Below are 13,166 nucleotides of genomic sequence, written 5' to 3'. Positions count from 1 at the left end.
ATCTTGGGCCTTGTGGCGGCAGCGCAGATGATGGCACTGGGCTCGGTGCGGCCGGTTGTGGCGGAGACGTTTGCCTATGTCGGCAACGCCGACAGCAACGAGGTCTTTGTCTTCGGCATGGATGCGAAGACCGGCGTCATGACGCTTCTGCAGAAGGCGCCTTTCGTCGGCATCGAGAAGCCCGGCGCCTCGACGCGCATGGATCAAACCAGCGGCGTACTCTCAAAACTGCAATCCTATGCCGTCGGCAGGAAACCGAACTGGGTCGAATTTGCTGCTTTCCAGAAGTGAGGTCGCCGCGCTGATGTGCAGTTGCCGGAGCAATAAACCAACCGGGCCGAAGGCGCCGGCCCGGCCGATCGGTGCCCTTTACATTGCGAATTCCGTGCGACAGGGTGCCGCGAGCTTTCACGATCTTCGAACAAGAAGGCACCAGGGAGCAGTTTTATGACCCACGCCATCCGCTTTCACAAAGCCGGCGGCCCCGAAGTTCTGGTCTGGGAGGAAGTCAACGTCGGCAAGCCCGGGCCGGGCGAGGCGCGCATCCGCCACACTGCCGTCGGACTGAACTTCGTCGACATCTACATGCGCTCCGGGCTTTATCCCGCTCCGCTGCCAAGCGGCCTCGGCAGCGAGGCGGCCGGCGTGGTCGAGGAAGTCGGCCCCGGCGTCACCGACCTGAAACCCGGCGACCGCGTCGCCTATGGCAGCGCGGCGCTCGGCGCCTATTCCGAGGCGCGGCTGATTGCGGCCGATCGCCTGCTCAAACTGCCCGGCGGCATCGATGACCAGACCGCAGCGGCGATGATGCTGAAAGGCCTGACGGTGCAGTATCTGATCCGCCAGACCTACCGGGTCAAAGCCGGCGACACCATCCTGCTGCACGCCGCGGCCGGCGGCGTCGGCCTGATCCTGGGCCAGTGGGCGAAACATCTCGGCGCCACCGTGATCGGCACCGTCGGCAATGAGGAGAAGGCCGCTCTCGCCAAGGCCCATGGCTGCGCCCACACCATCATCTATACGCGCGAGGACTTTGTGAAACGGGTCGGCGAGATCACCGGCGGCAAGAAGGTGCCCGTGGTCTATGATTCCGTCGGCAAGGACACTTTTTTGAAATCGCTCGACTGCCTGGCGCCGCTTGGCGTAGCCGCGCTGTTCGGCCAGTCCTCCGGCGCCGTCGAACCGCTCAACCTCGGCCTGCTCGCGGCCAAGGGTTCGCTCTATGTCACCCGCCCGACGCTCAACACCTACGCCGCCCACCGCGACAACCTCGTTGCCATGGCGAGCGAATTGTTCGACGTCGTGCTGTCTGGCGCGGTCAAGATCAATGTCCACCAGACCTATGCGCTGAAGGACGCCGCCAAAGCCCACGCCGATCTCGCCGCGCGCAAAACCACGGGCTCGACGGTGCTGACGGTGTAGGGCATGAAAATGTGAACCGCTTTATTGAGGCTCGGCGGCCGCCGGTTGTTGGTCATCCTCCTCGGCCAGGCATCCAATCAGGTAAGCCGTCAAATCTCTCGGCAGCACCTTCGCGTAGTAGGCCTTCCTGCGGCACCCGATCTGTGCGTTCTGCCTGACACGGCGCCTTTCCGCCGGCAGTGGGGACTGCGTGATCCTCCGCACGATCATGGGCGAGCCATCGGATTCGAACTGCAGTTCATACGTTCTGCCATTGCGATCGATGGCGCTGCAGGAGATGCTGGAGACCTGTCCAGTCGCGAAGTTGCCGAGCTGCCTGCATTGTCCGGTCGATGATTGGGCTGATGGCACCGGCAGACCATCGACCCTCGGCCTGTCCTTGGAGTTCAGCAGCATGCGGTCGATCGGGAGTTCGTACAGATCATCCTGCTCCCTGCGGCCATCTTCGCCCGAGAACAAGATGATGTGGCTGTCGTCCGCCGGGTCGTCGAGTGCGATCGTAAAGTTGGCCCGGCCTTGCGGGCTATGGAAGAATGCGACGGTCCGGCACTTGAAATCGTGCCCCGCGATTTTAAGTGTGCTGCATGTGCCTGACATCAACGCGTACATATCGACGTCAGGTTCTTGTCGCTTCTCGTTCGATACGAAAATGACGGGCTTTGTCTCGGCCGCCGAGTCCTCCGGCATGCCATTGCGGACAACCTGCATCAGCCCGCTGCCGTAGATCGGCTCGGCCACTGACGGGGTTGCAGATAAGATCATGGCAGCGGCGAAAGCCAGCCAGCGCAGATGCATTGTCGTGCTCGATTGATAAACGAAAAAGATAAGCCGCGTAGGGCATGAATTCAGAGATCTGGTTACCTGCAGCCGCCGGCTTTATTCCAGTCTCGGTGGCCCCTTTGAGTTCAGTGAAGCTTGATCCTGGAGGCGTAAAGATGGCAGAGGAAAAGCTATTTGCGGCAGCAGACGTATCAGATCGGGCTGACCTCTGCCGAATACGACCGCCGAAGATCACCGCAGAGTTGCCCACGAGATAGCCGCCAATTCGCTGGCGGCAACTTGTCGGTGGGCGCCTCCGCACAAGCAACGAGAAGTACGCACCTCACGATCCTGGTTTCGTGTTGCGGCTCCAAGAAAACCATCGAAGCATCCCGCGACCCCATTTTTGCCCGTGAAGTCCCGGGCATAATAGCCGGCATGAGTGTGAGCTGGATCATATCCGTCATCGCCGCTTTGATCTAACGTTGGTCGCGCGGGGCCGCGATGCCGCGGCATTATGCTGCCATTATGCCGCCTGAAGATCACGAAATGCGCCGCGTGATCGACAGTCGCAAGGCGCCAGAGACCGGAGAGCGGATCTCAGGGGAGTAGCCAGATGCTTGCCGAAAAGTTCATTCTGCTGCTTGAGACACTCAGGAGCCAGACCCGCCCGGATGGAAGCCCGAAGGTGGTGAGTACCTCGCCGCACGTCCCGGTCAAATTACCGCGCGGCGACGCCAAGTAACGAGACGGCAGGTTCAGTCCGGTAGAGCCGGCCGGTTGGCGTCTGAGCTGAATGCCGATTAAATACAGGCATTGAGCTGCTTGCCCGCGATATGAGGTTGCCTTGATGGCGCGCGTTCTGATGCCCTTGCCGGCGCAGGATTTCGATCCCAGCGAAGCCGCGGTAAGCTGGCTTGTGCTGACGAAGGCCGGGCACGCCGTGCGTTTTGCCACTCCCGATGGACGGCCGGCCGCAGCCGACGACATGATGCTGACCGGCCGGGGCCTCGATCCCTGGGGCGCCATTCCGCTGTTGCGGAATTGGCCCGCGATCGGACTTCTGATGCGGGCCAACCATGAGGCGCGGCGGGCCTATGCTGAGATGATGGCTGACCCGAATTATCTTGCGCCGCTGCGGTGGAATGCCGTCGACGCCGCGGCGTTCGATGGGCTGTTGTTGCCGGGGGGACACCGCGCGCGCGGCATGCGCGAATATCTCGAAAGCGAAATCCTGCAAAACCTGGTTGCCGGCTGCTTCGACGAGCAAAAGCCGGTGGCGGCGATCTGTCACGGCGTGCTGCTGGCGGCGCGCAGCATCTCGCAACGGACCGGACGCCCGGTGCTCCGGGGATACCGGACGACGGCCCTGACCTGGGCGTTCGAAAACAGCGCCTGGTCGGTCGCGCGCTTCACGCGCTTCTGGGATCCCAACTACTACCGGACCTATCTGGAGAGGCGCGGCCAGCCCCGGGGCTTCATGTCGGTGCAGCAGGAAGTGACGCGCGCGCTGGCACGCCCGGAAGATTTTCAGGATGTGCCGAAGGACGATCCGAATTACCGCCGCAAGACCTCGGGCCTGGTCCGCGACAGCATGGATGACGCAACGCCAGCCTTCGTCGTCCGCGATCGGCATTATGTCTCGGCGCGGTGGCCCGGCGACATCCACACTTTTGCGAAGACGTTTGCGGGGATGCTGAAGTGACCGGCCCCGGTCCGCGCAGCCCCGCGGGATCGCTTCGACTGCCGGGAGCGCCGCATTCCGGGATCAAGATCATCAGAATTCGCTTGGCCACCGGGGCTCCCGCGGATTTTCGATACAAGGCTTCCTCCAGGTGCGAGGAAGCCCGCGAAGGCATCAGGCCCGAATGAAGGCGAGCAGTTCGGGATTGACGATGTCCGGATGGGTCGTCGGCAGGTTGGGGAGTGATGTTTCATCGGCTGCGGCAAAGTCTGGCAGGTCCAGTGGTCGCACCACTGCAAAACTCGCTTTGGTTGCAGCTGATCGAACTTTGCGTTACAGTGCCGCCGTTCAGCCGACCTATGCTCCCGCAAGCCCATTTTAAGATTTCGATATTGATGTAGCGACGCCGGGCATCTCAGGGTTGATCACCCGGCCGGAGTTTTCGCGATGCAGCGCATTTTAGTAAAGGCTGCGCCGGGTTTTCCTGCGCCGCAACTCACCTTCAGAGCCTCAGCGGTGACGTTTACGGCCGCCCGTTTGTTTCAAAGCATCGACGCGCAACCGGCGCTTGGCGCGGCCGGCGGCGGGGTCTGGCACATCCTGACGCCGCCGCCCGGATTTGCGGAGGCAAGCGCCTGGGACGTCTGTCATTTGCTGATGCAGCAGGGGCTTGGCGTCGCGGGCAGCCCCGCGCCCGCATTCGCCGAACCTGACCTCGAGCAGACGTGGACAACGGGCAGGCCTTCCGAGGGCGGGCAATCGCTGGCGCAATCATGCGAAAGTGCGGACAGCCAAAGTTCCGATTTCCCACGCAATAATGACAATTACTGGTTCCGCGCCGCCTCCCACTCGCAATTCGACAGTGCGATCGCAGCGATCGGCGGACCGCAGGTGGCGTCGAACGTTCGTATTGCGCATTTCGATACCCGATACGACCCCAATCACCACACTTTGCCAAAACGGTTGCGTCGCGAACTCGGGCGTAACTTCGTAGACGACGACAATCCGAACGATGCGAGCGACCGGACCGGCGGACTTTTCACCAATCTCGGTCACGGCACCGGCACGCTCAGCATCCTGGCCGGCACTGCGTTGCCTGAGCAACCACTGCTGGGTGGGGCGCCGTTCGCGGAAATCGTCCCGGTTCGGGTCGCCAACCGGGTGGTGCTGTTCAGCAATAGTTCGATCGCGCGCGCATTCGACTATGTGCATGGGCTGAACGCCAACGGCGCCAATCGCGTCGACATCATCACCATGAGCATGGGCGGACTGGCGTCGCAGGCCTGGGCCGATGCCGTGAATGCGCTTTACGAACAGGGCGTCTTCATCGTCACCGCGGCGGGCAACAATTTCGGCAATCTCCCGACCCACAACATCGTCTATCCCGCGCGGTTTGACCGCGTCGTCGCCGCCTGTGGCGTGATGGCGAATGGCAAGCCCTATGCCGATCTCGAGATTCGCCTGATGGCCGGCAATTACGGTCCGGACGGCAAAATGTCGACCGCGGTCGCAGCACCCACGCCCAACGTGCCGTGGGCGCGCTTCGGCTGCAGCAATATCGTCGACTTCGATGGCCAGGGAACTTCGGCCGCGACGCCGCAGGTTGCGGCCGCCGCGGCGATCTGGCTGCAAAAGAACCGGACCGCCGTCGATGCCTATCCGCAAGGGTGGATGCGGGTCGAAGCGATCCGCAACGCGCTGTTCGACAGTGCCAGGCGCAATGAACAGGAATTCAAACGCCTTGGGCGCGGCGAATTGCGCGCCAGCGAAGCGCTCGCTTTATTTCCCGGCGCGGCATCGACCCTTCGCCAAACCGCCCCAGACACCGTTTCGTTCCCGATCGCGCAGATCCTGAACGGCCTCGGCATCCAGGCAATGCCGGATTCGCCGCAACGACGGATGCTGGAACTGGAGGCTTTGCAGCTTTCGCAAAACACCGACATCGAAAGCATCATCCCCGCCGACGCGGCCAAGGCGTTGCCGGCCGATTTGCGGCGTCTTGCCGAGGCGCTGGTCGCCCATCCGCGCGCGTCGAATGCGCTCCGGCAGGCCTTGGGAGGAGCAGCTGCGAGTGTCCCTGTCGGAATTCCAACCGAGCCGGAGCCCAGGGGTAACGCGGTTCTCACGGTTCAACTTGAGCACGCAAAGCATCCGCGTCCGCCGAAGCCGGCAATCCGACCGTTGCGGGTCTATGCCTACGACCCATCGCTGGGCGCGAAGCTCGATACGCTCGGCATCAACGAAGCCACACTGGAGGTGCACTGGGAGGACGACCTCAAGCAGGGTCCGATTGGCGAATATATCGAGGTGATCGACGTCGATCCCGCAAGCCAGTGCTGCTATGCCCCGGTCGACCTGAACCATCCGCATATTCTGACCAGATCGGGCCTGACGCCCTCGGAAGCCAGTCCGCAATTCCACCAGCAGATGGTTTATGCGGTCGCGATGAAGACCATCGAGTATTTCGAGAAAGCGCTAGGCCGCGTCGCGCTCTGGGCGCCGCGCGAGATCGTGGTGCCGCAGCAGGAGCAGGCCTCGGAGAGCGAGAAATGTGCGGACGGGAAGCGCACCAAGAAACTGGAATACGTACAGCGGTTGCGAATCTATCCGCACGCGCTGCGCGCCAAGAACGCCTATTATAGTCCGGAACACAAAGCCCTGCTGCTTGGCTATTTCAGCGCATCCAGCTCCGCGGCAGAGGGCCTGATGCAAGGCAGCGTGATCTTCACGGCGGTTTCCCATGACGTGGTCGCTCATGAGACGACGCACGCCTTGCTTGACGGCGTGCATCGACGCTTCCGTGAGGCGACGAATCCGGACGTATTCGCGTTCCACGAGGCGTTTGCCGATATCGTCGCGATATTCCAGCACTTCACCCTTCCGGAGGCGCTAAGCCACCAGATCAAGGCCACCCGCGGCGATCTCGAACAGCAGAATCTGCTCGGGCAACTTGCGGTCCAATTCGGCGAGTCGACCGGACGCTATGGCGCGTTGCGCGACTATATCGGCGCAACCGAAAAGCCGAAGGAGGGTAGCGGCGAAAAGGCCAAATGGATTCGCCGCGAGCCGAAGCAGAGCGACTACGATGATGCAAAGGCAACCGGAGACCCTCACGCCATCGGCGCGGTCCTGGTCGCCGCGGTGTTTGACGCCTTTCTTCAGATCTACAAGCGGCGAACGGCCGACCTCGTGCGCCTTGCCACCGGAGGCACCGGGGTCCTGCCCGATGGAGCGATCTCGGCCGATCTGGTCAACCGCCTGGCGCGGGAGGCAAGCAAGGTCGCCAGCCAAATCCTCAATATATGCATACGCGCATTGGACTACTGTCCGCCGATCGATATCGTCTTCGGCGAGTATTTGCGCGCCTTGATCACGGCCGATACCGATCTCGTGCCCTATGACAGGCTCGGTTACCGCATCGCGTTCATCGAGGCCTTTCGCGACCGGGGAATCTACCCGCGCGACGTCAAACATCTTTCGCCCGGCAGCCTGATCTGGGAGCCGCCGCCGCTGCCTTTACGGCAGGTGAAGGTGCAGGAAGTCCTCAAGAAGATGTCGACCGACTGGGATTTGAGAAGCGAGCGCAAGGAGGCCTACGTTCTGTCGAACGAGAATGCCCGTGTTTTGTGGCACTGGCTGATGGATAAGACCGCCGTCACCGACGATGAACTGGCAGCTCTCGGCCTGGTCCGAATTCCCGAGCCCATGCCGTACAAGATCGGCAGCCAGGACGGCTGCCTGCGCGGGATCGAGGTTCATTCGGTGCGGCCGGTACGACGGGTCGGCCCTGACGGCAACATTCGCTCCGACCTGGTTGTCGAAATCACGCAGAGCTTCCGGCCAAAGGAAATGCCGGGGGCGCGATTCCGCGGCGGCTGCACGTTGATCATCGACCTTGCGACGGCGGAAGTCCGCTACATGGTGCGCAAGAAAGTCGATAGTGCCTGGCGCTTTGCCAATCAGATGAAATTCGCCGCCGATACCAGCGATGGTTTGCATGGCAACTACTTCGTGGACCCGACCAACGCCCGCGAGCCCTTCGCTTTGATGCATCACGTGCACGGATAGGAGAAGCTCGTTGGCGCGCAAGGCAAAGAAGGCAAAGAAGGTAAAGAAGAAAGTGGCCAGCAAATCGGCGCCGAAGCGGCCGCGGCGCGCAACCCCCGCGACGCCTGTCGCGGCAGCCGCAGCCGCGACGCCGGCTTCAGGCTACCGGGCCAAGGTCAGAATGTATCGCCAGGGACTGGGCGATTGTTTCCTGATCTCGTTGCCGCGCAGCAGCGGCAGCAAGCGGCCGTTCTACGTGATGATCGACTGCGGCGTCGTTCTGGGTACGTCCGATCCTGGCACGATCATGAATCAGGTGATGGACAATATCGTCGAAGTCACCGGCGGGGAGATCGATCTGCTGATCGCGACCCACGAGCATTGGGATCATCTCTCGGGCTTCGTTCAGGCCAAGCAATCCTTTGCCAGACTGAAAGTCGGACAGGTCTGGTTGGCCTGGACTGAAAACCCCGATGACGAGCTGACCAAGAAATTGAAAAAGGAGAAGGGCCTGGCGCTTTCCGCCCTGCGCATGGGGCTGAGCCAGATGCAGATGGCAGGGGACGCGGACGGCGTCGCTGAGCTCAGCGGAATTCTGGAGTTCTTCGGCCTCGCCAAGGGACCAACGACCGCAGACGCGCTCAGCAATGTCCGGGCCAAGACCGCCAAGCCGCGCTATTGCCTTCCGACCGATCCGCCGGTTGTGCCCGCGGGGACCAATGCACGTTTCTACGTGCTTGGACCCCCCCATGACGAGAAGATGCTGCGCAAGATCAACCCGTCGGCGCGCCACAAGGAAACCTATGGTCTGGCGCTCGATAGTTTCCCGCTGTTCATGGACGGCGCGGGTACCGCGTTGGGCGATGCCGACACCGACCGTCCGTTCGATCAGCAATATGAGATTCCCCTCGCTTACGCGCAATCGGCGCCCGAACTCGATTTCTTCAGGCAGCACTACTGGCAGCCGGACAACGCCGCGCCCGATGCATGGCGCCGCATCGATAGTGATTGGCTGGGCGGCGCGTCCGATTTGGCGTTACAGCTCGACAGCCTGACCAACAACACCAGTCTCGTGATCGCCATCGAACTGCCCGGCGGCGATGTGTTGTTGTTCGCGGCCGACGCGCAAGTGGGCAACTGGCTGTCCTGGCAGGACCGTTCGTGGACGGTGGACGCCAGGACCGTGACCGGGCCAGACCTGCTCAAGAATACGATCTTCTACAAGGTCGGTCACCATGGCAGCCACAACGCAACGCTGAAAACGCTGGGCCTCGAACAAATGCAGCGGCTGCGGGTCGCGATGATTCCGGTCGACCATGAGATGGCGGTCAAGAAGCGCTGGGGAAAAATGCCGCTCGACGACCTCGTCGCAGCGCTCAACGAACGCGCAAAGGACGTGGTCCTGCGCGTCGACCGGCCAAAGCCCAAGACGCAGGCGGACGTCATCGAGGACAAGCTGTTCTTTGAGGTCACATTCTGACCGCCGGTCGGGGCAGCTCGGGGCGGTGTGCGACTTACCAACATCAGATCTCGCTCTTTGCAGCATCATCGAGGCAGTCGCGATGTGTTAGCGACCGCCTCGGCCAACATCGCGTAAAGCTGATCCTTCGTGAATTCTATCGGCCGCAGCACCGGTCCGCTGTCACCAAGCCTGCGCCGGTCTGGTTTTGGCACTGGGCGGGCCGGCGGCGGCACGGGTGACGGACTAGCAGCAACGGGCGCACCTATGGGCCTTGGCTTCGGCGCTGACACGATCTTGGGTTTGGCGGTCGGCGGCTTGTGCCCGCGCTTCAGGCCCATGCGCAGCAACTTGGCGCACACGGCATTGCGGCTGTGCCCCAGCCGAGTTGCGATCTGCCCGGCACTGCGGCCCTTGGTCCAAAGCGCTCTAAGCAGCGCAACGTCGGGGGCGTTCCACTCCATGACCAACGGCTTATACACCAAATGCGGGGGACTGCGAAAGGAAGATTGGCGGCACCCGGGTTTCAAGCTGACCAGGCCGCGCATTTTTAGATTGCCCTATTCCGGAATTGGACTAGCGTATGAAGCGCAGTCTTGGGAGGGCGCGCACGTGAACTCCACCCTTAAAATTCAGGCACCGGATGCGACAACCCTGGTTGAAAAAATAAAGGCCGAACTCAAAAAGCGTGCAGAGTTAAAGGCCAAGCGAATGTTGCTGAAAGCGCCGAAACGGCGGGCCAAACGTTGATCCTAGTCATGGTTGAATGACGGCTCGCCGATGAAATCATAGATCAGCGGCAGTACCCCGGCCTGCCGCGACGCCAGCAGTTTAGTCGACCAGCATCAGCCGCTCGGCAAAATCCGAAAAACAGGCCTCGCGCAGCGCGTGCCAGGGATAGCCCAGCATGCGGTTGGCGTGCATCAGCGTCTCCAGAAGTCTTGTATAGACGGAGGCGCGCTCGGCCTCAGACTTGAACAAAGCGGTTGTACTCGAAGGCGCTGCCGCGGAACTGACGCTCGATCGAATCCATGATCCGGGCTTGGGGTCAGTACAGATGACGCGGCGCGATCTGAAGTTCGATGAGCGCGATCCGTTGCAACGTTGCTCGGTCTCGCTCGCCTTCCTGGGCCGTGCGAAGGATCGTTTCAGCAATGGCCTGAACATGCGCGGAACTGACCGGGTCTGGCAGGGACGCAACGGCGGCATCCAGGGCATCTATCATGATGCCGATCGTTTCAGGCGGAAACGATGCGTTTGCAAAATCTTTCATCTCAACTCTGTCTCAGTCCGGACCTTTGAGGTTTCAGTCTAGTCCTTTAAGGCGCGTCGCTGCCCTCGACGCTGTCGAATAACTCCATTAGCCTAAGCAGATGTGGCGGCAATCGAGCAGGGTTCCCTGCGAGAGCAGTTGCCAGCCTTTCGCCGATCTCCGCACAGATTGCCTCGTTATGGAGGCGGCTGATTTGGACGCCGCTTCGCTCTGGCTCGTTCATTCGAAGTTCCTTCGGTGCAATTGCAAGTTGATCGACAAACCAAGTCCCGAAAGTCGAGTTGGTTCATCTGGTATGGCCGGAAGGCCGTTTGCTCCGCGAGTTACCACGAACCGACGGTCCATTTGGTCCCGATGAGTGTCTCCCACACCGTCATTGTTGCAACGGACAGCGCGATCACGGCTACCAGCAACCCGGCCGACAGCAATGCGCCGTCTTCCTCGAGAGTGGCGATGAGATCAGGGCAATCACCAGCGCCGGAACGATGTTGCTGAATGGAATTGGCGCACCGCGAGGGTAAGGCTGAGCAACGCGACAACGACGATCCGGCTGGTCGGCCGAGCGGGTATGCCAGCGCGGGTCCGCCGCCTCAAAACTGGCTGATCGTTCCCAGGGCGGTGCCAGCTTCGACCGAACCGCCGTCCCCGACCAGGATCTTCGACAGCACGCCATCGACGGGCGAGCGGATTTCATGGGTCACGTTGTCGGTATCGATCTCGACCAGCGGCTCGCCCAGGCTGACGGCATCGCCGACGCTCTTGAACCATCGCCCGAGCGACAACCTGGCCCCGGCGTTCGCAAGGGTCGGCACGCGTAATTCCGTCAGCATGGTATGATCCCGGTGGATGAGGCGAGCGCGCCTTAACGCCGGCAGGCGCTGACCCGAGAGCCTGCGCCGGCGGCTGGGGGGAGTTCAGAGGGAACGCGTGTCCGAGCCCGACCAAGTCCTGAAACCGTGTTTGGTTCCATCGCAATTGTCTCGCGGCATCAAGTGCAGGGCGAATTCGACAATCGGCAGCGATGCACCGCCTGCAGCGCGGCTTTAGTGTGTCATTGTTAAGATGATCGGGATCATATCGGCATCGAGATGCTTGTCCCGTGTCGAGCGCCTGTCCCCAGTCCATGGCAGCGTCGATCGCTTGTTTCCCGAAAGCGCCCATCATGATGGTATCGGATCACACAACCATTCCAGCGGTCGTTCTTGTCGTCGAGGACGATATGATGCTGCGCATGCGCGCGGTCGACATAGTGGAAGACGCCGGCTACACGCCGGTTGAGGCCGTGGATGCCGAAGAAGCCGTCGCGATCCTGGAATCAAGGTCCGACATCGCGCTGATGTTCACTGACATCCAGATGCCGGGCACCATGGACGGCCTGGGGCTGGCGCGAGCAGTGCACGAGCGCTGGCCGCCGATCAAGATTATCGTTGTATCGGGGCAATTGAAGCTGTCCGACATCGTCATTCCTGCCGACAGCTGGTTTTTCGGCAAGCCGCTTGCGGCCGGCGAAATAATCGCCCAGATGCGGAACATGATCGGCCACGCCTGAAGTTAGGCGCTTTTCGCGCCGATTATGACCACTGGTCGACTGATCGCGGCGCAAGCCATGTGCACAAAAAAACATGTGTGCGGCATCCGACTTATAGTGGTACCCTGCGGGCATGAGTGAGGTCGATTTCCGCCAGGAGCAGCGCCCAACGCCGCCGCAGGACTTTCTGGCGGCAGAGAATGTCGGCCTCCGGCTGCTTCTTGCGCAGGCCGAAATCAATGCGAGGGGCTTGCTCGCGCAGGCCGGCATCGACGCCCGCGAGCGCGAGGCCTCCGAAAAGCTGCAGAAGCTGATCCTGGAGGAGCTGCACCATCGCATCAAGAATACGCTCGCGACCGTCAGCGCCATCGTCTCCCAGAGCTTGCGTCACGTGCTGGGCGCCGAGCCCGCCCAGCACGCCATCGAGGGCCGGCTGCTGGCGCTGGGGCGGGCTCACGATCTGCTGCTGCAGGGAGGATGGAGCAGCGCCGACCTCGGCAAGATCGTTCGCGGTGCCACCGAAGCCTTCGACGATCCGGATGCGCCGAAATTCACGATCGCCGGACCCGATCTCCGGATGAATTCCGGCGCCGTCGTCGCCATCGCGATGACGCTCAACGAACTCAGCACCAACACCACCAAGTTCGGCGCCTTGTCAGTGCCCACGGGGAGCGTGGATATCGCCTGGACGTTGGATCCCGAGGCGCAGCGCCTGCGCCTGACCTGGACCGAGAAAAACGGCCCGACCGTCCATGCGCCGGAAAAGCGCAGTTTCGGGACACGGCTGATCGAGACGCTGGGCAGGCAGCTCAAGGGCGAGGTGCGGTTGAGCTATCTGCCGGCCGGATTCATCTACGCCTTCGATGTGCCGCTGGCTGCTCTGACGTCGGCGACATAGGCGGGAAGCAGGCATCGCCGGCAGTCGATCGTGCCGACGTGTCGCTGAAAAGTCGGCACAGCCTCGAATGACGTCGCAGGATCGGGCATGCCGTGC

General features: G+C 61.9%; 13 protein-coding genes and 1 pseudogene. 9 read left to right on the top strand and 5 right to left on the bottom strand.

Features of this window, described 5'->3' with window-relative positions; all coding sequences use genetic code 11:
* Both ABSG20_RS02910 and ABSG20_RS02905 read left to right on the top strand, forming a co-directional pair.
* Positions 1–291 (top strand): annotated as a pseudogene (locus tag ABSG20_RS02910) (hypothetical protein); the annotation flags it as partial.
* 156 nt (positions 292–447) lie between these two features.
* Positions 448–1,422, top strand: a complete 975-nt coding sequence (locus ABSG20_RS02905) for a quinone oxidoreductase family protein (RefSeq protein WP_423862980.1) — start codon at positions 448–450, stop codon at positions 1,420–1,422.
* Between the two features lie 21 nt (positions 1,423–1,443).
* Here the strand turns inward: ABSG20_RS02905 and ABSG20_RS02900 are convergent, their stop codons facing one another.
* On the bottom strand, positions 1,444–2,217 hold the full coding sequence (locus tag ABSG20_RS02900; RefSeq protein ID WP_423862979.1) for a hypothetical protein: 774 nt from the start codon (positions 2,215–2,217) through the stop codon (positions 1,444–1,446).
* A 580-nt stretch (positions 2,218–2,797) separates the two neighbouring features.
* On the opposite strand from ABSG20_RS02900, the gene ABSG20_RS02895 reads away from it, so the two are divergent.
* The 4 genes from ABSG20_RS02895 (at position 2,798) to ABSG20_RS02880 (ending at position 9,392) form a co-directional block, all read left to right on the top strand.
* Positions 2,798–2,926 (top strand): hypothetical protein, encoded by a 129-nt coding sequence (locus tag ABSG20_RS02895; protein ID WP_423862978.1) that lies wholly within the window; start codon positions 2,798–2,800, stop codon positions 2,924–2,926.
* 105 nt (positions 2,927–3,031) lie between these two features.
* The gene (locus ABSG20_RS02890) at positions 3,032–3,886 is read left to right on the top strand and encodes a type 1 glutamine amidotransferase domain-containing protein (protein ID WP_423862977.1); all 855 of its coding nucleotides are present in this window, start codon (positions 3,032–3,034) and stop codon (positions 3,884–3,886) included.
* 426 nt (positions 3,887–4,312) lie between these two features.
* Positions 4,313–7,933: a S8 family serine peptidase gene (locus ABSG20_RS02885; protein ID WP_423862976.1), complete on the top strand. Its 3,621-nt coding sequence runs from the start codon at positions 4,313–4,315 to the stop codon at positions 7,931–7,933.
* A gap of 10 nt (positions 7,934–7,943) precedes the next feature.
* Positions 7,944–9,392 carry a ComEC/Rec2 family competence protein gene (locus ABSG20_RS02880; RefSeq protein WP_423862975.1) on the top strand — a complete coding sequence of 483 codons (1,449 nt, stop codon included), beginning with the start codon at positions 7,944–7,946 and terminating at the stop codon, positions 9,390–9,392.
* Between the two features lie 65 nt (positions 9,393–9,457).
* On the opposite strand, the gene ABSG20_RS02875 is transcribed toward ABSG20_RS02880, so the two are convergent.
* A complete protein-coding gene (locus tag ABSG20_RS02875) occupies positions 9,458–9,835 on the bottom strand; it encodes a GcrA family cell cycle regulator (protein WP_423862974.1) in 378 nt (125 codons plus the stop codon).
* Positions 9,836–9,983: 148 nt separating this feature from the next.
* Here ABSG20_RS02875 and ABSG20_RS02870 point away from each other — a divergent pair, with 148 nt between their 5' ends.
* Positions 9,984–10,121, top strand: coding sequence for a hypothetical protein (locus tag ABSG20_RS02870; RefSeq protein WP_423862973.1), 138 nt, complete (start codon positions 9,984–9,986; stop codon positions 10,119–10,121).
* A gap of 81 nt (positions 10,122–10,202) precedes the next feature.
* On the opposite strand, the gene ABSG20_RS02865 is transcribed toward ABSG20_RS02870, so the two are convergent.
* The 3 genes from ABSG20_RS02865 to ABSG20_RS02855 all read right to left on the bottom strand — a co-directional run bounded on the left by ABSG20_RS02865 (position 10,203) and on the right by ABSG20_RS02855 (position 11,474).
* Positions 10,203–10,352, bottom strand: coding sequence for a hypothetical protein (locus tag ABSG20_RS02865; RefSeq protein WP_423862972.1), 150 nt, complete (start codon positions 10,350–10,352; stop codon positions 10,203–10,205).
* 67 nt (positions 10,353–10,419) lie between these two features.
* On the bottom strand, positions 10,420–10,644 hold the full coding sequence (locus ABSG20_RS02860) for a hypothetical protein (RefSeq protein WP_423862971.1): 225 nt from the start codon (positions 10,642–10,644) through the stop codon (positions 10,420–10,422).
* A gap of 590 nt (positions 10,645–11,234) precedes the next feature.
* On the bottom strand, positions 11,235–11,474 hold the full coding sequence (locus ABSG20_RS02855) for a biotin/lipoyl-containing protein (RefSeq protein ID WP_423862970.1): 240 nt from the start codon (positions 11,472–11,474) through the stop codon (positions 11,235–11,237).
* 332 nt (positions 11,475–11,806) lie between these two features.
* Between ABSG20_RS02855 and ABSG20_RS02850 the strand changes: the two genes are divergently transcribed.
* Together ABSG20_RS02850 and ABSG20_RS02845 are read left to right on the top strand one after the other, a co-directional pair.
* Positions 11,807–12,193: a response regulator gene (locus ABSG20_RS02850; protein WP_423862969.1), complete on the top strand. Its 387-nt coding sequence runs from the start codon at positions 11,807–11,809 to the stop codon at positions 12,191–12,193.
* Between the two features lie 112 nt (positions 12,194–12,305).
* The gene (locus tag ABSG20_RS02845; RefSeq protein ID WP_423862968.1) at positions 12,306–13,070 is read left to right on the top strand and encodes a sensor histidine kinase; all 765 of its coding nucleotides are present in this window, start codon (positions 12,306–12,308) and stop codon (positions 13,068–13,070) included.
* The last annotated feature ends 96 nt before the right edge of the window (positions 13,071–13,166 follow it).

The organism is Bradyrhizobium sp. (assembly GCF_049512235.1).
In the GTDB taxonomy this organism is placed as follows: Bacteria; Pseudomonadota; Alphaproteobacteria; order Rhizobiales; family Xanthobacteraceae; genus Bradyrhizobium.
This window is presented reverse-complemented; position numbering and strand designations above follow the sequence as displayed.